Raw genomic sequence first — 23,622 nt, forward strand, 5'->3', positions numbered from 1 at the left:
CAAAACAGCCTCTATCCGCGGCCATTCTGCGTAGTTTGCCACTCTGACACCCTCGAATGGGTAAAAGCTTCGGGTCTTGGGGTGGTCTTCAGCAAGACCAAGGTATGGCGGCAGGTCCTGCCCGATTTGCCTCCGCCGTATTCGGTGGCAATCGTTGAGCTCGAAGAGGGGCCGCGCCTGATGACCAGGCTCGTCAATGGGGAGCCTTCTATCGGCGATAGGGTCAGAGTCGCGTGGCTGGAACGCGGGGGTGAGCTTCGATTGCCGGTCTTTGAACCATATTCCGGGAGTTTTGCCTAAATGACTCGTTTAAAAGATAGGGTGGCCATTGTCACCGGCGCCGGCTCGGGGCTCGGACGTTCGCATGCGCTGATGCTGGCGAGCCACGGTGCCAAAGTGGTCGTCAATGATCTCGGAGTGGCCCTCGACGGCTCGCACACTGGACTTTCGCCAGCTGACGAAGTTGTAGCGGAAATACGCGCTGGAGGCGGCGAGGCGGTGGTAAGCCGCCATGACGTCTCTAACTGGGACGCGGCGGCGGATATGGTCAGGTTCGCCATTGACACCTTTGGAGGTCTGCACGTTCTAGTAAACAATGCTGGCATTCTTCGGGACCGCGCCTTTGTAAATATGGAAGAGAGGGACTGGGACTCCGTGATCGCCGTTCACTTGAAGGGACACGCGGCGACGTCCAGGCATGCGGTGACCTACTGGCGAGATCATGCGAAGGCTGGCCACCAGATCGACGCCTCCATCGTCCACACGTCCTCCGTCTCCGCATATAGGGGAAACTTTGGCCAAGCCAATTACGCTGCAGCAAAGCTCGGTATCGTCGCACTCTCTCGGGTGATCGAGATCGAAGCCAGTCGCTATGGTGTGCGCTCGAACGCGGTCTCGCCATCGGCACGCACCCGTATGATCGGATCGATCCAGACGGCGCCCGTTGATAACGGCTTCGACCCCCTGGATCCGAGCAATGTGTCATCGGTCGTCGCGTGGCTTGCCGCAAAGGAATGTCCGGCGAATGGGCAACTCTTTCAAGTCTATGGCAGCCGATTGCTTATCCTGTCCCTGCCGCAGGTTGTCAGCGATCTGATGAATCCTTCGGGACAATGGGCCTTCGAGGATCTGGACCGGGAAGTTCCGTCGCGGCTCATTACCCATCCGTCGGGGAAGGAATTGCTTGCTGACCTCCAAGCGCATCAGGGAGGGCTCTGTTCGTGACCTGGGCTTTCGATCGGGTTGGCGGCCAGGCGGAAATCGGCATTTTCGGTGTCGATAAGCAGCAAATCGTCGCCTTTGCGCGGTCAACCAATGATACGGTTCTATCTCATGTCGAAGGGGTGCTTGCGCCGCCGGTGTTCGCGGTCGTGCCAACGCTTGATGTGATCGGCAGGGCCAGGCGCGCCGTATTCGACGGCTTCGCCTTCCACGGCGAACATGACCTGATCCTTCACCGCGCAATCGAGCCGGATACAACAGTGCTCACGGAGGCCCGGGTTATCGGCGTTCAGCGGCGCTCGATCGGCACAGTAGTTGTGACTCACGCGATCATGAAGGATCAACGGGAGAACCTGATCGCGGAGCATTTCCAATACAGTCTGGCAAAAGGTGCGTTCGCGGACCAGGATTGCGGTCGGATGGCCCCGGCCCATGGCGGAGTCGGTGCCAAGCATCAATTCGCTACGACGCTAATCTATCCGCTTGATCCTGACCAGACGCTGCGATTTGCGGAGGCTTCCGGCGACCGGAGTCCCTATACATTCGATGCGGTCGCCGCGAAGGCGCTCGGCCTGCCGGGTCCGATCGTTCACGGCATCTGCACGATGGCCTTCGTTTCCCGGGCACTGGTCGATCTGTGCTGCGGAGGGGACTCACGGAGGCTGCGCAGGCTAGCTATGCGCTTCTCGGGTTTGCTCCTGATCGAGCCGGGTCAGACGATTTCCGTGAGGCTCGGCCCTGCTGCCTCAACTCTTCAGGCCAAAAATTATGTGTTCGAGGCGGTCGACCGCGCGGGGACAAGGATCGTTAGCAATGGATGGGCGGAGGTTGCAGCATGATCGAGGCCGTAAAGCTCGGCGCAGCTGTGTCGCACTTGAATGCCGGAGCGCCCTGGAGCGGCTGCTCTGCCAAGACTCTGATCGAACTGCTTTGCACGGGGTGTGATCGCAACGGTGACCGGCCGCTGCTTATGTTCGAGGACGGGGTGACTATAGGCCGCTCCGAATTCATGGAGCTAACCTCTAGCTTCGCTGCCTATCTGCGCCCCCTCATCAAGCCGGGCGACCGTGTCGCGATCGCGATCGGCAACCGCACGGAATATCTCGTTGCATTGTTCGCCGCCATGGCCAACCGGGGCATACTCGTATCAATCAATCCTACGGCGCGCGAGCACGACGCAGGGTATATCCTCCGCGACAGCGGGCCAACCGTTTTGATCACCGAATCAGGAAATGGCGATTTACTCGCTCGCTTGGCCAAAAGTCTTCCAAACCCCTGTTTAGTGGTCACGTTGGATGGGCAGGAGCCACGAGGGCTCCCGGCACCGGCGCGCGGCTCCGCACCATTTGATCTGCGTGCGGCCCAATGCAAGCGCGATGACATGATCGCGATCTTCTACACATCGGGTACGACCGGCGTGCCCAAGGGGTGTCTCTTCAATCACGAACGCTGGCTGCGATCGATCGATACCGACATACGTATGGTACCAGGTGGTCGCGACCGTGCGTTTTCCACCGGACCATTCTTCTATGCCGATCCAGCATTGTTCCTTCTCATGATGCTTCATTCAGGCGGCTCATTGGTGGTTGCTCGCCGGTTCAGCGTTTCGAAATACTGGGACATCGTCAATCGCTTTGAGGTTACGCGCGTTCATGCCATCGCGTCGATGCCAGTGCTGCTCGCCAAATCGCCGCCGCATCCTCTTGAGCGGGCGCATCGTGTGGACCATGCGATCTGCGCTGCCGTTCCCGCGGATCTTCACGCCACGCTGGTGGGACGGTTCGGGTTTCCTTGGCTGGACAATTACGGTTCCACCGAGGCCGGCACGATTTGCCGTATGCCATGGCACATGCATGACGAAATGATCGGGTCGGGAGCAATTGGCATACCGGCGCCAGAGGTCGATTTGCGCATCGTCGACGATGGGGGCAGGGATTTGCCGCCGGGACAGGTCGGCGAAGCGCTAATTCGCGGACCGGGACTATTTAGTGGCTACTTTCGCTTGCCTGATGCCACCCAGGAGGCGCTTCGCGATGGCTGGTTCCACTCGGGCGACTTGGTAATGCGAGATGAGCGCTCATTTGTCTATTTCAAAGGGCGCAAGAAGGACGTCGTAAGGCGATCGGGCGAGAATATCTCGGCGGTAGAGGTCGAAACAGTTCTCCGCCAGATGCCTGAGATCAAGGATGCGGCGGTCGTTCCGGTGCCTGATGAAATCCGCGGCGAGGAGGTCAAAGCCTACATCCTACTCGTCGATGATATCAACCCCTCCGAATTACCGCCTGAACAAATCGCGGCCTTTTGCAGCAGTCATCTAGCGCCCTTCAAGGTTCCGCGGTTCATCGAATACCGGAAGAACTTTCCACGTACCCCCTCGGAACGCGTCGACAAGCGGCAACTCAAGGAGGAGAAGCCCGATCTTCGGGCTGACTGTTGGGATCGCGAATTGCCGAAATCAATCGTCGAGGGGAGCAGCAAATTATGACGGGCAAACCGGTTTCAGAATCCTGTGACACTCTAATTCGCAACGGCTACCTCCTTACAATGGACGCCGAGCGCACCGTGTACAGCTGTGGGGCGGTTGCGATTAATGACAAAACGATCATCGCAGTCGGTCGTGATGCGGATCTGTCAACCCGTTTCCAACCTCGCCGGCTGTTTGACGCTAAAGGGGCGGTGATCCATCCCGGTTTTATTGATTGCCACTACCACGCGAATATTCACCTCATCCGGGGAATTGCACCTGACGACCCGAAAACCACAGCGCCGTTAGCATTTTCCGAATGGACGAACCAACTCGAGGCTGAGGACGAGTATATCCAAACTCAAGTCGTTGGTCTTGAGATGCTCAAACACGGCTACACCTTCTTTCTAGAGCCAGGTACCGTTTATGAGCCCGATGCGGCAGCCGCAGCGGTAGAATCGGTAGGCGTTAGAGCGGGATTAGCAGATCCCTATCTCTGGGACGTGAGCGATGCCGGGAATGCTCGGCCCTCAAAGACGGCACGCATTCCGAACGACTCCGAGCGTGCGTTCAAGGTTCTCGGCGGGCAACTGGTGCGAAACAACGATCCTTACGGGCTCGTTCGCGGGCACGTGGCAATTTACGGGGAGGGCTCCCAGTCGGAACACCTGATGCGCGCCGCCAAGGATTGCGCTGATACTGCTGGCGTGACCTTCACCATGCACCACAACTTTACGCCGGAGCAGGCCGAGCGCGATGACGCTCGCCTCAACGGCGGCAGCAGCAGCATGGTCTACTTTGCTCAACGTGGATTACTCGGACCAAATTGCCTGTTTGTCCACATGAACGTGATTCGTGATGACGAGATTTCGGTCATTCTCGATTCTGGTATGTCCTTAGTATGGCACCCCGGGAATGCCATGTACTACGGCATCAGTTCCGACAAGAAGCCGCGTATTCCAGAGCTTATAGACCGCGGATGCAATGTCGTATTTGGAGTTGACGTAGCAAAAGTATGGACCTTCGGTGGCCTGGAACACATCGGATACTTGGCTGCAAGGCAGGACAAGCACTACATCCCCTCAACTCGGCTTTTGGAAATGCGGACAACCCACGCTGCCAAGGCACTGGGACTGTCTGAGATGATAGGCGCCATTGAGGTCGGCAAGAGGGCAGATATCGTGATCAGAAGCAATAGCGAGCCCGAAACGCTGCCGGGCATCAATCCTGTCCAAGAACTATTATTGACCGGCCATAGCACGCTCGCCTCGACGGTATTTGTCAATGGAAAGCTGGTGCTGCTGAACGGCCAATCAACGCAACTGGATCAGGAAGCTGTGTTAGCCTCCGCCCGCGCGATGGCTCGGCGTGTCCTCAGTAGGGTCGGTTATGTTCCGAGGGTCTCATGGCCAGTCATCAATTAATAAGCGATGACAAGGTAATAGCCAATCGATCACCTGTAATCGAGGTCTCGGGGCTACGCAAAGATTACGGCGGGCTACCTGCCGTCGCGGGCATCGATCTCACGGTAGCCGAGGGTGAGTTCCTTTCCATTCTCGGCCCAAGCGGCTCCGGCAAGTCCACTCTCCTGGGATTGATTGCCGGACTTGTCCAACCGACAGGCGGCCGCATCATGATCGGATCACGTGACGTCACACTCGTCCCCCCGGCCCAACGCGACATTGGTCTGGTTTTCCAATCCTACGCATTGTTCCCGAACATGACGGTGGCTAGCAACATCGCTTTCCCTTTGGCCGTGCGCGGCATCAACAAGCGTGACATCAAGGCGCGCGTCGAATGGGCGATTGACCTCGTGCGCCTGAATGGCTTGGAGAATAGGAAGCCTTCACAGCTTTCGGGCGGTCAGCAGCAGCGGGTCGCCATCGCCCGTGCGGTGGTATTCGGACCGAGGCTTCTGCTGCTGGATGAGCCTCTGGCCGCGCTCGACCGGAAGCTTCGTGAAGAGGTTCGGATGGAACTGCGCCGCTTGCAGCGCACGTTGGGCGTAACGGCCATTCTGGTTACGCATGACCAGGACGAGGCGATGTCGACGAGCGACCGCATTGCTGTACTCGCACAAGGCGTCATTCAGCAGATAGCCACACCGGCAGAGCTTTACAGGCAGCCTGCCAATCGCTTCGTGGCGGGCTTTCTCGGCGTCGCCAACTTGCTTGACGGTGATGTGGCCCGAGAAGGCGACGACGCGGTTCTCACTCTGGATGGCGGAATAAAGTTGCCACTCCCTTCTGGCAGTAGATTACCCGGAAGCCGCGCGACGATGCTTGTTCGGCCGGAGCGCATCAACCTCGAACCAGCGACTGACGTGCGAACCGGCCGGTTCGGCATCAATTGCGAAGTTGCGGACGTAGTCTACCAGGGTGAGATCGTCCGTTACACCATGCAGGAACCGTCCATCGGCACGAACCTAGTCGCATCATGTCAGCACGTGGTCCCGAGGTTCTCGCCGGGGGATCGCGTGTGCATTACCTGGAGACCTGAAGATGGGTGGCTCCTCCAGGACAGTGAAAAGTAACAATCATGTCACCCCGGAGGAGAGCTCAATGACAATGGCCCGTCGTTTCACAGCAGCAGCCATGGCAATCTCATGCCTTTTCGTCGCTACAGTGGTTCACCCAACCATAGCAGTGAGTGAGCCTGCGAAGAAATTCATCGTCGGAGATTCGGGCGGCGCAAGCCACGACGCCTCGGTCGAGGCATTTTTCAAGCCATTTACGGAACGCACCGGCATCCAGATCGATTACGTTTCGCCGACCAGCTTCGGCAAACTTCGTGCCATGGTTGAATCTGGGAACGTCACGGCCTCGCTATGGGACATGAATAGCCAGACGTTGGAGCAGGCAGTCTCTCTTGGTCTGTTAGAGAAGCTCAACTGGAAGTTGATTAATCCGCTGTCAGTATTCCCGGAAACGAGGCAGGATTACGCCTTTGGGCAGAGCTACTTCTCGACCGGCATGGCCTGGAAGAAGGGAACTCAGCCAATCGAGACTTGGGCAGATTTCTGGAACGTGGAAAAGTTCCCCGGAAAGCGCTGCCTGCGAGATGAACCCGAATCTGTGCTTCCAGCAGCATTGATGGCTGACGGCGTTCCGTTGGACAAGATCTATCCGCTGGATGTTGATCGTGCCTTCCGTTCCCTCGAGCGGATTGCGCCTAATGTTTCCGTGTGGTGGACGTCGGGCCAACAAGCGGCAACGCTACTTGCAGACAACGAAGTTGCTTACTGCATGGCTTGGAATGGCCGAATCATGCCCCGGCCTGAGCTGGAGTTCAATTATAACCAAGCTTTGCTCGACATTGCGTGGTGGGTGGTGCCGAAGGGAGCACCTGCCCAGGAGGTGGAAGCGGCAATGCTAGCCCTGCACGACTGGACCGTACCTGAGAAGCAGGCATTGCAGGCAGAACGGGTCTTCTACCCAGGCAATAGCCCACAAATGGCCCAGTATCTGCCTGAACAGCTCAAGGACAAAATGCCAACTTCACCCAAAAACAAAGATCGGCAGCTACTGTCGAACGGCAAATGGTGGTTCGAGAACGGCGATGCCGTAGCGCAACGGTGGCAGGAGTGGAAACTCGCGCGTTAGCTAAACGGCGTATCGCTTGCACATTCGGCGACGTGACCGCCGAAAAAGACAGGACCGAACCCAAGCTCTGCTCATGCCGGGTTCGGTAGTTCCGAACAGTGGTCTCGCAGTGCTCCATTCCTAGGATCAAAGGAGGGACATCAGCATGTGGCTCGCCCGCATACAAACTGGAGAGTTGCGCTTTTTCGTTATGGTGGCGCCGCTCCTGCTTTTCATGATGCTCGCATTCGATGTACCAGTCCTAACAATGTTAGAGTGGAGTTTCTCAAATCCGACGCCGACCACGCGGCACTACGTCTATCTTATTAAAACGCCGGTTTACCTGCGGGTCATAGCCAACACTCTGCGTATCGCGAGCATGACAACGCTTGCATGCATCTTCTTAGGGTATCCGCTTGCCTACTGGATGCGAGGGCTCTCGTCACGTGGGCGCGCCGCCTGTCTCGTGCTCGTACTGGTACCCTTTTGGATCAGCGTCTTGATCCGGACCTATTCCTGGATTGTCATTCTCGGAAACGACGGGCTCCTCAATCGGGCGCTTCTTGCTACCGGATTGGTTCATCAGCCGGTCCAATTTCTCTATAACGAATACGGCGTCCTGATCGGCATGGTCAACGTCCTTTTACCCTTTTTTGTGCTCCCGCTTTATTCGGCATTTAGCCGGTTCGATGAAAGATGTTTCCAAGCGGCAGCCTCGTTGGGCGCTTCCAAACGCGCGATCTTTTGGCGCCTGTTTTTTCCGCTGAGCGGGTCGGCGGTAGCAGCGAGCGCAACCCTCGTTTTTATCTTGTCGCTCGGCTTCTACATCACCCCGGCGGTTCTGGGCGGGGGCAACGTGGTGATGATCGCCAACATGCTGGACGTCCTCATCAACACGCTTCCACGCTGGGAAACAGCAGCAGCGTTGTCGGTGATACTCATGGTAACGATCCTGCTTTTGTACGGCATCAACTACAGATTGCGCTCCGGCGGCAGAAATTGACGGAGGATGGTGATGAATAGCGATGCGCGGAATGGCGCAGGTTCGAGCGCAAGTCCTTGGCGCGGTGAGGGTGTCCGCTCGCAAGGACCATCGCTGAGACTATTTTCGGTGGTTGAGCGCGGGCTTGTGGTCTTGCTTGCTGTCGCGACACTTCTCTTCTTGGTTCTGCCGGTTTTAATCGTCGTTCCAATGTCCTTCTCCTCCGCGGAGTCCCTGATGTTTCCGCCTCCGGGCTTTTCCCTGCGCTGGTACGCGGCGTTCTTTAGCGATCCAGCTTGGATGATTGCATTGCGAAATTCGATCATTATTGCGTGCATATCCTCGGTTCTCGCTCTCGGAATGGGAACAGTGGCGGCTTACGCGCTGGTGCGAGGTCGGTTTATCGCTCGATGGGCGGTAGAGGCCAACTTCATGGCTCCTCTCGTCCTGCCATCGATCATTCTTGCAATTGCCCTCTACATAGCCTTTGCCCGAACGGGGTTGCTCGGCTCTTTGACCGCAGTCATCATCGCGCACACTCTGCAAAGTGTTCCGTACGTCATTATTCTTACGTCTGTTGCCATCTCGTCTCTAGACAACCGCATTGAGGACGCCGCCCGGACACTTGGAGCAAGTGGGCGGATCGTATTTTCAAGGGTTGTTATACCAAACGTGATGCCGTCAATTGCAGCCGTCGGAATCTTGGTATTAATCGTTAGTTTTGATGAAGTTATATTGTCTGTATTCCTGTTCGGATCGAATTTTACTATCCCTAAGCTGATGTTTAACAAGCTAGAATTGCAGATCGACCCCACGATTACTGCGGTTGCGACGCTGTTGATATTATTGACCGTGATTTCTCTTGGCTGCGTTGCCCTGTTGACCCGTCGGTCTGGCCTACTCTTGCGCCGCTTCTGAGGAAGCTACGCAGGCCCAGCCGCAAGAACAGAACTCCACAATACGACAACGAGGCTCCTAATGCCGCGGAATTTCTCTTCAATTCAACACACGAACACTACCAGCTCGGAAGTTTTCAAGATATCCGAGACGCTTGGCAGGCAAGCCATCGAATGGCGCCGTGATTTTCACCGCAACCCCGAGCTCTTGTTCGATGTCGAGCGCACGGCAGGATGCGTCGCTGAGCTGCTTCGCAGTTTCGGGTGCGATCAGGTCGTAACCTGCGTCGGTCGAAGCGGGGTCGTTGCGGTGGTCCGTGGAGGAATTGCGCCGTCGAGTCGGACGATAGGCATTCGCGCCGACATGGACGCTTTACCCATTCTTGAGGTGACCGGTCTGCCCTATGCTTCAGCTACGGTGGGACGGATGCACGCTTGTGGCCATGACGGGCACATGGCGATTTTGCTTGGCGCTGTGAAGCACCTTGCCGGGACGCGCGCCTTTCCCGGAACCTTAGTTGCGATCTTCCAGCCTGCGGAGGAGGGTGGTGCGGGAGCCAAGGTGATGGTCGAGGACGGTCTCTTCGAGCGTTTCGGTGTTGAGGAGGTCTATGCTCTTCACAACATGCCGGGCATGGAGGTCGGTACGTTCTCCCTTTCCGACGATGTCATGCTCGCCGCATCCGATCGTTTCGATATCAAGATCATCGGCAAGGGAGGACATGCGGCCCAGCCGCACGAAACCATCGATCCAATCTCAGTCGCCAACCACGTGGTCAGCGCACTCCAGACAATCGTCTCAAGGAGCGTCGATCCCGTTGACCCGGTCGTGCTCTCCATCACATCGATCCATGCTGGCGATGCCTATAACGTCATCCCGTCCGAGGTCGTAATGAAGGGCACTGCCCGCTCTTTGTCAGACACCAGCCGCGACAAAGTCGAAAGCCTCGTCGGCGCGCTGACCAGCTCCGTCGCCAAGGCGTTTGGGGCAGAGGCCGAGTTCGATTATCGCCGTGGTTACCCGCCGACCGTCAATTATCCCAGCCAGGCTGTCATTCTGGGGAATGCCGCCGCACGCGTCGCTGGAGAAGCTGCAGTGCGGCGCAACACGGCGCCAATTATGGGGGCGGAAGATTTCTCCTACATGCTGAGGGCCCGGCCCGGCGCTTTCATCTTTATGGGCAATGGCATGACGGCTCCCCTCCACAATCCCAAATATGATTTCAATGACGAGGCCCTGCCCCACGGAATTGCTCTTTGGGTCGAGCTGTTGACCAGAGAACGGGACTAGACAGACCGGAACCTGACGGTTGCACAGAAGTCGAAATGGAAACGGCCCAGAGCTGAATCGTGAGTCGTAGTCACCCACCGTGTAATACCAACGGTCTCGGGCGCTGACTCTTTCGTGATTTTCTGTCGCAGGTGGACCGTGATTCCCTGATGCCGAAGGAGATTCGGTGTGGTTCAGCGGTGAAATTATGGGGATGACTATTCGGCGAGCGAACTTCGACGCCTTGCGCGCGGGTTGTGTGCGTCAAGTTCTGCAAAAAGGGGCGGCCATGAAACTGGTCATGCGGCTTGGCGCAGAGTGAGCTTCTTGTGCTCGCGCAGGTCGTCCATGTTGATGTATCGGTTTGCCTCCATCCAGTTTCGTTGGTTTCGACGGCAAGCGCCCTGACCACGCGCAGGCAGCTTTCGGCATTGGGGAAGATACGCACTACATAAGTGCGCCGACGGATTTCCTCGTTGAGGCGCTCCAGCATGTTGCTGGACTTCAGATGCTTGTGGTGTTGGCGCGGCAGGCGAAAGAAGGTCAGCGTGTATTCGATGGTCTCTTCCACCCATGCGGTGAGCCTCGGATAGCGCGACGACCATTTGGCAAGCCATGCGGCGAGATCGGCCTTGGCTTCGGCGAGATCGCGCCGGTGATAGAGCCAGCGCAGTTCCTGCAGGCAGTCGTCGCCGTGCTTGCGCGGCAGATGATCGAGCGCGTTCCTGAGGAAGTGCACGTAGCAGCGCTGCCAGGCCGCTTCCGGGATCACCTCGCCGATCGCCGCGACCAGACCGGCATGGTCGTCGGAGACGACCAGTTCAACGCCCTTCAGGCCGCGCGCCTTCAGCGCCACGAGGAAGTCTTTCCAGACCGAACGGCTCTCGCGATTGGCCATCTCCGCGGCCAGGATCTGGCGTCTTCCGTCCAGTCGATGCCGACCGCGATCAGTACCGCCTGGCTCATGATCGCACCTTCTCGTAGCGCGCGTCGAGGATGAGGAAAGGAAACGGCTCTTGAAGGGGGCGCCTTGCAAAGGCAGCAAGGCTCTCGTCCAGCCGCTTGTTGATGGCCGAGATCGACGAGGCCGAGAACGCATGGCCGCACAGTTCTTCGGTGATCGCCTTGACCTTCTGGTCGTACCCCTTGCACATACCTCTCCGCCAGCGTCGCCACCAAGGCGCGTTCCGAGCTGGTAGCGCTCAAACAGCTCGGTGGAGAAGCGCCCCGAGCGGTCCTGCGGCACTCTGAGCTCGAGTTTGCCGACGCGCGTCACAAGCGTGCGGCCACAGTAACTCGAGCGGTAGCCGAGCCGCTCCGGCGTCCGCTCGCCCTTCGAAGCGCGCCCAGCGCCTCATCCATCTCGGCCTCGAGCACCTCCTGCACGGATCACTTCGTGCAGTCCATCCGGGTGCGAAAGCAGAATGTCTTTGACGGCAGCGCTGGCGGTCTTACTTTCAATCTTGGTCATGGTGGCGTTCCTTCCAGGGAATCGGTGGCGTGAACAATCACCAGCCTGCCATGACCGCCCTCTCTCAGCGAATTTGCAGAACTCTCAGAACACTACCTGCGCGGGGCTTCGAAGGATGGATCGGAAGACGCTGCGCGACTGGGTGCAACGGTTCGCCGGCCCCGACGGTCTTGTCGATCAGCATTGTTCCGGGATGAAGCCCGCATCGGCCAGAAGAACGGCATCGTGCGGCAATGGGCAACGCCCGGCAACCGACCCCGCCAGCCGGCCGATCAGCGCTGCAAGAGTGCGTATCTGTTTGGGGCGATTTGCCCGGCGCGCGGCGCCGGGGCCGCTCTGGCTCTGCCCTTTACAGACACCGAGGCCATGCAACGCCATATCGGCGAGATAAGCCGCCATGTTGAAGAGGGCGCACACGCTGCGCTCGTCATGGACCGTGCCGTATGGCACACCACCGCCAACTTCAGGATGCCGAAAAACATGACGCGATCTTCCTGCTTCGCGCTCCCCGGGAACTGAACCCGGTCGAAAACGTTTGGCAATATCTGCGGCAGAATTGGCTCTCAAACCGCGTCTTCGACAACTACGACGCCATCATCGACGCCGCTTGCGAGGCTTGGAAGAAGCTCCTCGCTGCGCCGAAACCATCACAATAATCGGAATGCGGCGCACGCCTCTTGCTATAGATCCACGATGGTTGGCTCGAGCCCCGATACTGTTAATCGGAGCCGAACTTTGACCCCTGATCAGGGGTCAAAAAGTGCGTCAGAGCCAAAATTGCAAAACACACAGTACCATAGCGTAGGCATCTTGCGCGAGCGAAACAAGGAGAGCTTAGGGGCATTTGCTGCCTGAACGCGGTGCGTGCGACACAAATGATCATGTCGTCCAGGGTCACGCGCTAGCTGAAAAAATCCTGAGGAGGCAGGCGCCGCAGTTCGGGTTCGCTTCAGGGGGCTCATAATGCGTGGCTGCCCTGCTTACAGGGAGTGTCGTCAGGACGGCAGGAAGGCCGAATAGCGGTCAAGAAAGCCCCCGAAGGCCTCGGTGAACGCGGTGCAGTCTTCATCGGTCGTGGCCAGTGAGAGATTGATCGTGCCACGCCGCTGCACGTAGAAACCGCGCAGAAGCAGGTCCAGTTGAAAGAGCTTCCGTTGCACTGGCGTGGTCGCGATTTCGGCGGGATTACGGGGTGCTTTGGGCTGAAAATGCAGCGATAGAATTGACCCGTAGGCGCCGATCGAAAGCACTGATCCACGTGCCCTCGCGGCTGCAAGGAGGCTCTGGCGCAGCGTGTCGCCGCGGGCGTTGGCCCCATGGAGAGCCTCGGCGGTCGCTACTTTCGTTAGACCGACCTGGCCGGCGATCATGGTCAGGACATTATTGTTGAACGTGCCGCCATGTCCGATAGCGCCAGGAAGGGACGGGTCCAGCCGATCCATCAGGTCCGCGCGTCCGCCCAAGGCACCGAATGTCAGGCCACCACCTAGCGACTTGCCAAGCGTTGTGAGATCGGTGCGGACCTGAACTAGATCCTGGAGGCCGCCAGGGGAGAAGCGGGCGGTCTGAACCTCATCGAAGATAAGAAGCGCCCCGCACTCATCCGCGATGACCCGAAGATTGGCAAGGAATGTAGGATCGGCCAGAATGCCGCCGCCGCTCCCCATCATGGGTTCGATGATGATGGCGGCGGTCTGTGCTCCATCCTTTTCCAGGACTCGCCGAACATCTTCCTCGTCGTTGAATCGAGCGAAGCGCAGCCGCGGCTTGTCGACGTTGAGCGGCATTCCGGCACCGATGTAGTTCGCAAAGCTGCCATGATATCCACCATGGAAGGCGAGCACCAGCGGCCGGCCCGTTACCGCGCGCGCCAGGCCCATGGCCATTAGATTGGCCTCGGTGCCGGAATTGCAGAAGCGAACACGCTCGATCGACGAGAAACGACTACATATCGCTTTGGCCAGCGCTTCTTCATACCTATGGGGACCACCGAAGCTGATACCGTTATCGAGCGCGCTTCGGATGTCGGCCAGTATGATCGGGTGGGAATGACCGTAGAACCCGGCCGTCAAGTCGTTTGCGAAGTCCATATAGCTGTGCCCGTCGACGTCGATGACGCGGGCTCCCTCCGCGCTTTCGATGAATACGGGAAACGGATCGTAGTGGAGCGCGGCCCTCGTATTTCCGCCGGGGAGCACCTGGCGCGCCGTGGAAAGCTGCACTCGACTCCTGAGATTAGCGTTTGAATAGCGGGCTTGCAATTCCTCGATTGCGCGTTCGAGGGCGAGTTTCTCGACGGTCGATTGGTTCATCTTGAATCCTCACATTTGCTCTGAGGGCTAGCGCGGTTTGCGCCTTATCGGGAAGTAGCCAGCCACCTGCTCGACAATGCTTTGCGCAGGTCGTCCAGTCTCGTTTGTAGAAATTGTCTAAATCCGATCCGGACGTTGCCCCCGAGCCGTGCGCAGATCGGAGACTTTCGCGAATGTGCTGGGTGTCATCGCCTACTCCTTTGATTGAGAACGCTATTAAGCTTTTTCGCCAAGACCCTCACATGCGGCGAAGCGACCATCGTGTAATGGTCACCTGGCACCTCGTGAATTTCCAGGGGGCTTCGCGCGAATTGCCCCCACCCAAGATCGCCATCGGGCTGGTTAGTGAAAGTTCGCAGCCCATTTTTTGCCGCAAAGAGAACGGACCTGCTGTCGTTGGGCCGAGGTGTATAATCACGCAGCGCAATTCTATTTGCCTCCGCAACTGTCAGAATATTATTGAGCTGCGTATTGCTCATATCGGGGACATTGCCCGCTTGCGTCCCGAAATCTCGCAAGGCCGTAACCTGACACTCACGTTTGATGGATTTCAACCTTCGCCAATGTTTCTTCAACACGGGAAAAAGCACGGTCAATATGATCGCTTGCTCGCTCAGCCAGTCAGGAATGGGACTGTTGCCGAGCAGGCGATGATACCGGCCGTCTGTGTGATCTTCATCCTTGTGAATTGCTTTGGCGTCGAGCAGCCCAAGTATCGATATCTCGTCACCAGCATCGCGCAATTGGCAGGCCATTTCCCAAGCAATGCTACCGCCCATGGACAAGCCGACGAGCTGATAAGGGCCGCATGCTTGAACGCTCTTGATGGCCTCAACATATTCTCCTGCCATCTCCCTAATGCTCAGGTGAGGTTTTGCCTCACCATTCAGGCCCCTCGCCTGTAATCCGAAGACTGGCTGCTCTGCACCCAGTGCTTTAGCGAGGGGCGTATATAAGAGTACATGTCCGCCAAAGGGGTGGGGGCAAAACACAGGTACGTGCGAACCGCCGGTTTGTATCGGCACTAATGCCCTCGGACGCGCGTCACCATGGGTCTTCGAGAGGGCTAATGCGAGCCCTTCTGGTGTCTGATGTTCCAGCAGCAGGGACACAGCCAATCTCTCTCCCGTTAGCTGCTCGATTCGACCGAGGACGCTTAAGGCGCTCAACGAATCGCCACCAAGATCAAAGAAGCTGTCGGTCAGCGCAACGTCATCCACGCCCAGAATATCCCGATAGACGGCCGCAATTTGGCGGTCCAAAGCTGCCTCAGCAGAGACAATCAAAATCGGACTGCGCCCTCCTTCGTTCCCAGCCGGGCGATCGACGGATGAGCCCCCAGCGTCTTCGGCATTTTGGACCTGCTCCCTCGTGGCGACTGCGTCGAGCCAGTAACGCTTGCGATCAAATGGATAAGGCGGGAGGGGAGTACGCTGCGGACGCTTATGTACGTGCAGGCCAGACCAGTCAATACCAACGCCGCATGTCCAAAGCTTGCCCATTGTCTGCAACACTCTCGCATGATCGCCTTGCCCATGATCGCTTCCTGGCAAGGCTGCGAAGGCGACCGGGCCGCGCAGGTTGCTCTTTGACTTGAACTGCCTGGAATGTCTGGACAGAGCTGCCCCAGGCCCCATCTCAATGAACAACTCATGGCCCGATTGCATCAGTCGATCGAAAGCCCGATGGAACTGCACCGTCTCTCGCAGATTGAGGACCCAATAGCTGCCATCGATCGGCGAGTCCGTTTCAAGCCAGTCGCCGAGCACCGTCGACATGAACGGAATTTGCGGGGTTTGCAACTCAACTTGTTCCGCATGAATCCTAAAATCCGGCAGGATTGGATCGAGTAGTGATGAATGCACGGCATGGCTCGCGCGTATCTGTTTGCTCGCTATGGATTTCGACTGCAGTTGCTCATGAAAGGCTGCGATCTCAGATGCGGCCCCGGAAACGACGCACTGACACGGCCCGTTTATTGCCGCCAACGAAAGGTTTTCGTTCCAATATGGCCGGAGCTCTTCGGGCGACAGGCCGACTGCAACGATGCCGCCGGCAGGCACGCGGGCCGTTAAGTGTCCTCTTTTTAGTGTCAGGCGAATGGCGTCGGGTAACGAGATGATGCCAGCGATCTGAGCGGCTGCATATTCGCCGATGCTGTGGCCGACTACAGCTGCTGGAAAAATGCCCCAGGATATGAAGAGCTTCGCCATTGCATATTGAGTGGCGAAGATGACGGGTTGTATGATTGCTTCCAACTGGGGGTTAAGCTCGTCATCGGATTTGGTTTCGCTGTAGAGCATTGGGCGGAAATCAATGTGCGCGAGCTCGTTGAGCCATTTTGCGCATTCGTCGACGGCGTTGCGGAATACAGGCTCTTCTTCATAAAGCTCCCGACCCATTCCGATCTGCTGCCCGCCCTGGCCGGAGAACATGAACACCATGTGGTGTTCACCGCTTGGCGCCTCTCCCGACGCGTCCGTATTCAGTGCCGCCTGATCGAGTTGGTCGGCTAGTTCCGCCAGATCGGATCCGACAAAACTAGTGCGATATCTGAGAGCCGCTCGACCCTTTTGCAGCGTATATGCGACATTCGCTGCGTTATGCTGAATATCGCTTCGGCGGATACAGCCGGCCAGTTGCCGGAGCATTACGGTCATTGTCGACCTGCTCGCCGCCGATACCGGAAAGATGTGCGGCCTGCCACTGGTGTGCTCACCGGTTCGCGGCGCAGCCTCCTCAAGAATCGCGTGGGCGTTCGTGCCACCAATGCCAAATGAGCTAACCCCGCCGCGTCTTGGCGCATCACCTTTGGGCCAAGCGGTGCGGGTCTTGTTTACGAGTACCGGGCTATCCTGAAAGTCAATGTTTGGGTTAGGCGCCTCGAAATGTAGGCTAGCGGGAATGACCCCCTTGTTCAGCATCGTGGCAACCTTGATCAATCCCGTTACACCCGCTGCGGCGTCTAAATGCCCTATATTTGTTTTTACCGAACCTATTGCACAGAATTGTTTTTTTGCGGTCTGCGAACGAAAGGCCTTGGTCAGGCCAGAGATTTCGATGGGGTCTCCAAGATATGTTCCCGTGCCATGCGCCTCCACATAACCAATGGTGTCCGCAGAAACATCGGCATCGGTGAGGGCGGCTTGAATCACCGCAGCCTGTCCGTCGGCGCTGGGGGCGGTGAACCCTATTTTGGCGGCGCCGTCATTGTTGATGGCGGTCCCCTTTATGACTGCCCAGATATAGTCACCGTCTCTACAGGCGTCGCTGAGCCGCTTGAGCACGACAGCTGCTGCTCCGCTGCCTCTCACCGTTCCTTGTGCTTTAGCGTCGAACGCACGGCAGTGGCCGTCGGGCGAGAAGATATGGCCTTGTTGGTGCAGATAGCCTTTTCCATGGGGCAAGGAAATCGATGCACCGCCCGCCAGCGCCATATCGCACTCTTTGCTGCGCAGACTCTGGCAAGCGAGGTGAACAGCAACTAACGAAGTGGAGCAGGCCGTCTGAACTGACACGCAGGGGCCGGTCAGGTTAAGCTTATAGGCGATGCGCGTCGTCGTGAAATCGCTGCCATTGAGAATGCGGATCTGCAACTTCTCTGAATCCAGCAGGTCGCGGTCTACTTCGCGGTCAGCGAGATAGTGGTTTGCCCCCACGCCAGCAAAGACCCCGACACGGTCTCCTGCCCTCTCACGCGATCCATATCCCGCATGGTCGAGCGCCTGATACACCGTTTCCAGCAGGATTCGCTGTTGCGGGTCCATCCACACTGCTTCCTTAGGCGAGATGCCGAAAAACGCCGCGTCAAACAGATCAACTCCGCTGACAACGGCTTCGCGCCTCACATAATTAGGGGTTCGCAAAGTGTCAGGTCCGACGCCAGCTTCTCGCAACGTCTGTTCATCCAAGTCTGCGATCGACTCTATGCCATTGACCAGATTGCTCCAGAATTGATCGACGTTCTCTGCCCCCGGAAACCTGCCCGCCATACCAATGATCGCGACAGCATTGCGGTCCAGTTTGGCCTCCATTCGGCTTCCGGGAGAACCAATCGTGTTCTTAAAATCTTCAGCTGAGTGAGGATCTGCTTGAGTTGAGGCTAAATGCGCAGCGAGCGTTCTTACGGTGGGGTGTTCGAAAAGCTCCAGAATCTTGCAATCGATGCCCAGACGATCTTGGATACGCGCTTGAACCTGAACGACAGCTAGGGAATGTCCGCCGACATCGAAGAAATTGTCTTCAACGTCGACGGTGTCCAGCTTCAGCAAGTCCTTCCAGATCTCGGCCACTTCCGTCTGTAACCTGCCGGTGGCAAAAGTTGCGGCCTTAAATTTCGAGACGTTTCTCGGCTCGGGAAGAGCGCGCTGATCGATCTTGCCGCTACGATTGGTTGGCAACTGCGGGAGGAACACGAAGTGTGAGGGAACCATATACCGAGGCAGCGCGGCGCGCAGAAAAGATTGAAGTTCATCGGTATCCTTCGAACTGTCACGTCGCCTCACCACGTAGGCTGTCAGGCTCGCATTTTCATCGGGACTGTCTCTCAGCATAACACAGCAAGCCCTAACGTTTTCGTGCTCCATCAGGCGCTGCTCGATCTCGGCAAGCTCGACCCTCATGCCACGGAACTTGATCTGTCCGTCTTTCCGGCCCAAGAACTCAATCATCCCGTCTGACCGATACCGGGCGCGATCCCCAGTTCTGTAAAGCCGGGATTGCGGATCATCATCAAATGGGTTCGTTCCGAAAGCCTCCCGCGTGAGTTCATCGTGATTGATGTAGCCGCGTGCTATGCCGACGCCCCCGATGCAAAGCTGGCCGATTGCGCCAACCGGGGCCGGATTACCATAGCGATCTAGAATATAGGCACTAGTATTGATGGCGGGGCGCCCAATGGGCGGCCTTTGCTCCCCAGCCTTAACTTCGGTCCTTATGCAATAAACGGTCGTCTCAGTAGGGCCGTAAGAATTGAAGATGCGGCGGTTCTCACCCCATCGCTCAATGAGGCTCGACGGCAAGGGCTCTCCACCTGACTTGATCACCGTGAGATCAGGAAGGTCAGTCGACGGCAAGGAGGTCCACGCTGTCGGCGTAAGACCGGCAGCGGTAATGCGCTCACGGCGCATGAACTCGGCAAGCTCTGCTCCAGGCAGCGACGCTGATGGGGGCGCCAAGCACAATCGACCACCAGAAGATAAGGCCAGCATGAAGTCAAACAGCGACGCATCAAATCCGCAGGAAGCGAACTGCAATACCCGGCTATTTGGCCCCAACTGATAAGTGCGTCTTAGATCCTCCGTCATGTTGCAGGCGCTGCGATGTTCAACCATCACGCCTTTCGGCTGACCCGTCGAACCGGAGGTATAGATCACGTAAGCCAAATCGGAGGGTCCGGCGAGACAGTACGGAGGTGTGACTTCATGCAGAGCAATTGTGGGGCGGTCCCTGTCGAGGAGAACCATCGCGTATCCATTCGCACCTTCAATGCTTGGCCACAGGTCTTTCCCGAACGTGTGTTCCTCAAGTTCCGTTTTGCTTATCACTGCAGTGGCGCTAGCATCCCGCAGGATGAAGCGCAGACGCTCGGCTGGGAGACGCGGATCGAGAGGAAGGTAGACGGCCCCCGCCTTCAAGATCGCTAGAAAGCCGACAATGAGATCGCACGAACGCTCAACAAAAACGCCGACGACGTCTCCAAGGCGGACACCTTTTGAAATTAGATGACGGGCGAGCCTGTTTGCCCTTTGCTCTAGTAAGGCATAGCTGAGTGCCTCCGATGGGCAACTGACAGCGATATTGTCTGGGTAAGCGGCAACCTGCGCTTCGATCAGGTTGTGCAAGCAAATGTCGGCCAGGAAAACTGCACTTGTGTCGTTCAAACCGTGCAGAAGATGGTGCTCTTCCTCTTTCGTCAGAAGACTATAGTCGCCTATCGGTCGCTCTGGCGCATCTGCAATCGCCTCTAGTAACAACTGATAGTGGTTCGCCAGCCGCTCGATCGTTATAGTATCCCACAAATCCGCATTGTATACGACATCTAGGCGGACACTTTTTTTGCTGGCCAGGATTCGAAAATCGAGATCGATCCAGATATCTGTCTCGCAAAATTGGATCTGCGCGGGCAAGCCGGAGAGGTCGACCTCGCATGGCGTGAAGCCAAGAGAACTCACCGCTTCCGGAGTGAAGTTGAAAACTGCTTGCGCGAGGGGATTGCGATTGGCTGCCGTGGGCAGCTTGAGTTTCTCCAGTAGCAGCGGAAGGGGAAAATACTCGTGGCTGCGCGCGCAACGCATGAGCTCGCGCACCCGCTGCAGATGGTCGAGGAAAATGGGATTTCCGGAAAGATTCTGCCGTAGGGCTGCCAGCGTCACAAAATACCCAAAGGTCCCTGAAAAATTGCCTGCCGGACGGCCGAGTCGTGGCACGTAGAGGGTGATGTCATCCTGGTCGCCATAACGATGCAGCAGGACGTAATAGGCAGCAAGCAGCACGGTGGCGAGCGTCACTTTTTCTTGGTCCGCCAGTCGCTCCAAGCGGGCGACCAGTGACATCTCGATATTCACTGAGAGAACTGACCCGGTGTGCGTGGCAAGTGCGGCTCGTGGTCGGTCTGTCGGAAGGGCCAGGTCAGGCTCATGATCAACAAATTGTCTGCGCCAGTAGGCCAACATGCGCTCTCCGTCGTCGTCGACAAGGAGGCGCTGTTGCCAGGCTACGAAGTCCCCGTAAAGGCCCGCCGCGTTCAGACCCGGCACATCCGTATTGCCGCAGAACGCCTGGTAGAGCCTGCCGAACTCGTGCAGGAAGGTGCGAATGCTGTAGGCATCGGAAACGATGTGATGGAAGTTGAGGAGGAGAACCTCGTCTGTGTTACTGCTGATGAACAGATGAGCGCGAAACACAGGCCCATGTTCCAGATCGAAAGGCGAGCGAGCTTCCGCTGCGATACAGTGATGGAAATCCGCCTCTTCGACGTTTAGCCGAACGACATGAAAACTCAGAGAGGCTGTCCCATGAATGCGCTGAACGACCTGCTCGCCGTCCTGGTGAAAGGTCGTGCGCAGCATTTCATGGCGGTCGATCAATGACCGGAGCGCGCGCCGCAAGGCATCAATGTCGAACGGTGCCTTTATGCGCAGTTGGACTGGCAGATTGTATTCGCTACCTGTCGGTCGCTTTTGATGATGTATCCAAAGGCCCATCTGGCCGTGCGACAGCGGACGCGTAACATGATCCATTGCTTTCTCCAGCCTCATAGTTATCCGGAGAACATGCCCGTTTTCTCTTGAAGATGGTTTGAACTGTTGGAGAATTATTTGTGTCGTATATTTTAACCGGTCGTAATACCCTGCCGTAGCGCAGAGTGCATATTGCATGGAATCAAAATTGTTAATGACTTGGAAATGAAAAATGTTGAATGAAAGTTCAATAGAAGGATCGAGTAGTATAAACTGTTTCAGGATGATTAAAGTTTATTCGTATATTTTTACACGCCGCGGCCGGTTCGGCAGCCGCAGGAGGGACAGCACGACTCTGTCGCCTTCGGCCGGGCTACGACCACCTTGTCGGCCTGCGGGATGAATTGGAGATCGAAAGCTCGGTCGAGACCAGAGAGCGGAAGGCATGGAGCACGGGCGAATCATCGGCGTCGACTGCGATTCCGACTTTATCGACCCACTCGCACCGCCCGTGAATCCCTGCACCAAATATGCGGAAGATCCCCAGATGGGTGTGGAACGGCGCCGCTACCGACAGCATCTAAGTGCTAACGTGGTCGTTGCGGGCGACGCCACAAGGAAGGCAGCCGTTCCGTGAAGCAGGTTAGCACCATCGGCCTGGATTTGGTCGAGAACGTTAATTCATGGCGCCGGCGCCGAGGGGCGCCGATTTTCAATCGCAGACTGCCTCGAGCCGAGCTGCTGGGCTTTTTCGAAAAGCTTCCGCCGCGTCTGGCTGGTTTGGAGGCGTGCGGCGGTTCGCATTATTGGGCGCGCGAGATCGCGGCGCTCGGTCACGACATGCGTTTGATCCCGCCGATTTATATGAAGCCATTCGTGAAACGGGGCAAGACGGACGCCGCCGACGCCGAAGCGATCAGCGAAGCGGTCAAGACCATGCGTTTCGTTCCGATCAAATCGGCTGATCAACCGGCGGCGGCCATGGTGCTGAGAACGCGTGCCCTTTTGATCCGCCAGCAAACGCAGGCGATCAACGCGCTTCGCGGGCATTTGACGTCGGCTTGCCCATTTTCGATATGCCGCCGAGCCGCTCCTTGCCGCCGCTCGAATGGGGCTTTGGCGTCAATCCCAGCCAGGCGGCGAAGTAACGGCCGGATTTGACCAGTCGGGCTCCGGGATCGGCGCTTTGACGGAAGCCGCCGTGATCGCTCCGGCGCCCGGGTTGGGTCAGCCGCCGCCTGTCCTCGTCGCGCTGCGCCTCGCGGACAGCCCCTCGTTCGAGCTTGTCGATTTGACGCGTCAGCGCCTCGATCTGATCGGCGATTTCGCCAAACGAGCGGCTTTTGGCAGGCAAACGTCCTCCTCGTCCCGGACGATCTCGATCAACGCAGCCACTTTAGCCGTGCCGAGGGCGGCAATAACGCCCAACTCCGAACTCCGCTCGCTGCTCGTTTGTGGCGCGACGTCGGTCTCGCGGCGCGTTAAGGGCAACGACAAAGCGCCGCGATGGCTAGTCGCCCTTTTAGCGCGGCGGCCTTTCAAAGCCGTCGCGGTCGCGCTCCAACAGGATGGCGAGGATTATCTGGGCGCTGCTCACCAAGGGCGGGACATTTCGAAATAATGGTGCGGCAAGCGGCGCAACACGCGCGCCTGAGGCGAACGACGACCAGGACGGACTGGCCGGCGCGATGCCGGACAGAGGCGAGGTGCACAATTAGACGATGACCCCGCGGGACGAAATCCCGAGGCGAGAGAGGCCGGCGCGACAATGCGCTCACAGCGCGTCAGATGATCAGCCCCTCGCATCGCGAATTTCGTCGAGGCCAGCGGTCTTAGACCGCGCTGAAGGGCCGGACATATGACCGCACCTAAAGCGCTTTGCCCGCGTGGCCGTTCCACATATGTCGCGGGATACCCTAGTCTGATCATTGCTGGGGATCGTGTCGCCTTTGTGGTGGAAATAGGTCGCCGCGTGATGGCTTTTCCGTTGAGCCTTCCAAACGTGTGAAGCGCACGCGACCGGCTCAGCGGCTCCAGGAGAAGCAACTGGGCGGAGGGGTCGCCCTACTCCCGGTTGGCCCCCGCACCGGTTGAGAAGGTTGGGCTTTGCGCCACCCTGGGACCGGCAACTCAGTGACAAAACCGCCCATAGCCGTCAGGATGGCGTCCAAGTATCGCAGCAAGAAGCGAGTGATCTGACATAACCGCAACTGAAACGTTACATAATATTATTTTGCAAACATC

The 23,622-nt window shown here is 57.7% G+C and carries 12 protein-coding genes and 4 pseudogenes; 12 read left to right on the forward strand and 4 right to left on the reverse strand.

Annotated elements, in window-relative coordinates; translation table 11 throughout:
* The first annotated feature begins 300 nt into the window (after window positions 1-300).
* The 9 genes from CK215_RS26280 (at window position 301) to CK215_RS26320 (ending at window position 10,435) form a co-directional block, all read left to right on the forward strand.
* Window positions 301-1,224 (forward strand): SDR family NAD(P)-dependent oxidoreductase, encoded by a 924-nt coding sequence (locus tag CK215_RS26280; RefSeq protein ID WP_095832618.1) that lies wholly within the window; start codon window positions 301-303, stop codon window positions 1,222-1,224.
* Window positions 1,221-2,060 (forward strand): MaoC/PaaZ C-terminal domain-containing protein, encoded by an 840-nt coding sequence (locus CK215_RS26285; RefSeq protein ID WP_095832619.1) that lies wholly within the window; start codon window positions 1,221-1,223, stop codon window positions 2,058-2,060. The genes CK215_RS26280 and CK215_RS26285 overlap by 4 nt, the downstream gene beginning before the upstream one ends.
* The gene (locus CK215_RS26290) at window positions 2,057-3,706 is read left to right on the forward strand and encodes an AMP-binding protein (RefSeq protein ID WP_170950396.1); all 1,650 of its coding nucleotides are present in this window, start codon (window positions 2,057-2,059) and stop codon (window positions 3,704-3,706) included. The genes CK215_RS26285 and CK215_RS26290 overlap by 4 nt, the downstream gene beginning before the upstream one ends.
* Window positions 3,703-5,109 carry an amidohydrolase family protein gene (locus CK215_RS26295; protein WP_095832621.1) on the forward strand — a complete coding sequence of 469 codons (1,407 nt, stop codon included), beginning with the start codon at window positions 3,703-3,705 and terminating at the stop codon, window positions 5,107-5,109. The genes CK215_RS26290 and CK215_RS26295 overlap by 4 nt, the downstream gene beginning before the upstream one ends.
* Window positions 5,091-6,218, forward strand: a complete 1,128-nt coding sequence (locus CK215_RS26300) for an ABC transporter ATP-binding protein (protein ID WP_095832622.1) — start codon at window positions 5,091-5,093, stop codon at window positions 6,216-6,218. Before CK215_RS26295 ends, CK215_RS26300 begins: the two co-directional genes overlap by 19 nt.
* 28 nt (window positions 6,219-6,246) lie before the next feature.
* Window positions 6,247-7,287, forward strand: coding sequence for an extracellular solute-binding protein (locus CK215_RS26305; protein ID WP_170950397.1), 1,041 nt, complete (start codon window positions 6,247-6,249; stop codon window positions 7,285-7,287).
* A gap of 145 nt (window positions 7,288-7,432) precedes the next feature.
* Window positions 7,433-8,269, forward strand: a complete 837-nt coding sequence (locus CK215_RS26310) for an ABC transporter permease (RefSeq protein ID WP_095832624.1) — start codon at window positions 7,433-7,435, stop codon at window positions 8,267-8,269.
* A 12-nt stretch (window positions 8,270-8,281) separates the two neighbouring features.
* Complete coding sequence (locus CK215_RS26315) at window positions 8,282-9,166, forward strand: ABC transporter permease (RefSeq protein WP_170950398.1); 885 nt, start codon at window positions 8,282-8,284, stop codon at window positions 9,164-9,166.
* 60 nt (window positions 9,167-9,226) lie between these two features.
* Window positions 9,227-10,435: a M20 aminoacylase family protein gene (locus CK215_RS26320; protein WP_095832626.1), complete on the forward strand. Its 1,209-nt coding sequence runs from the start codon at window positions 9,227-9,229 to the stop codon at window positions 10,433-10,435.
* Between the two features lie 278 nt (window positions 10,436-10,713).
* On the opposite strand, the pseudogene CK215_RS26325 reads toward CK215_RS26320, so the two are convergent.
* A pseudogene (locus CK215_RS26325) lies at window positions 10,714-11,885 on the reverse strand (IS256 family transposase).
* 186 nt (window positions 11,886-12,071) lie between these two features.
* Here CK215_RS26325 and CK215_RS32040 point away from each other — a divergent pair.
* Window positions 12,072-12,624 (forward strand): annotated as a pseudogene (locus tag CK215_RS32040) (transposase); the annotation flags it as partial.
* A 256-nt stretch (window positions 12,625-12,880) separates the two neighbouring features.
* Here CK215_RS32040 and CK215_RS26335 read toward each other — a convergent pair.
* Both CK215_RS26335 and CK215_RS26340 read right to left on the reverse strand, forming a co-directional pair.
* On the reverse strand, window positions 12,881-14,197 hold the full coding sequence (locus CK215_RS26335) for an aminotransferase class III-fold pyridoxal phosphate-dependent enzyme (RefSeq protein ID WP_095832628.1): 1,317 nt from the start codon (window positions 14,195-14,197) through the stop codon (window positions 12,881-12,883).
* A gap of 185 nt (window positions 14,198-14,382) precedes the next feature.
* A complete protein-coding gene (locus CK215_RS26340) occupies window positions 14,383-21,438 on the reverse strand; it encodes a non-ribosomal peptide synthetase/type I polyketide synthase (RefSeq protein WP_170950400.1) in 7,056 nt (2,351 codons plus the stop codon).
* 601 nt (window positions 21,439-22,039) lie between these two features.
* Here CK215_RS26340 and CK215_RS26350 point away from each other — a divergent pair.
* Window positions 22,040-22,431, forward strand: a pseudogene (locus CK215_RS26350) (transposase); the annotation flags it as partial.
* Between the two features lie 10 nt (window positions 22,432-22,441).
* Here CK215_RS26350 and CK215_RS32045 read toward each other — a convergent pair.
* Window positions 22,442-22,534, reverse strand: a pseudogene (locus tag CK215_RS32045) (transposase); the annotation flags it as partial.
* A 30-nt stretch (window positions 22,535-22,564) separates the two neighbouring features.
* On the opposite strand from CK215_RS32045, the gene CK215_RS32050 reads away from it, so the two are divergent.
* Entirely contained in the window at window positions 22,565-22,999 is a 435-nt protein-coding gene (locus CK215_RS32050) for a hypothetical protein (protein ID WP_245418823.1), read from the forward strand.
* The last annotated feature ends 623 nt before the right edge of the window (window positions 23,000-23,622 follow it).

This window comes from Mesorhizobium sp. WSM3864 (genome assembly GCF_002294955.1).
Lineage (GTDB): Bacteria > Pseudomonadota > Alphaproteobacteria > Rhizobiales > Rhizobiaceae > Mesorhizobium.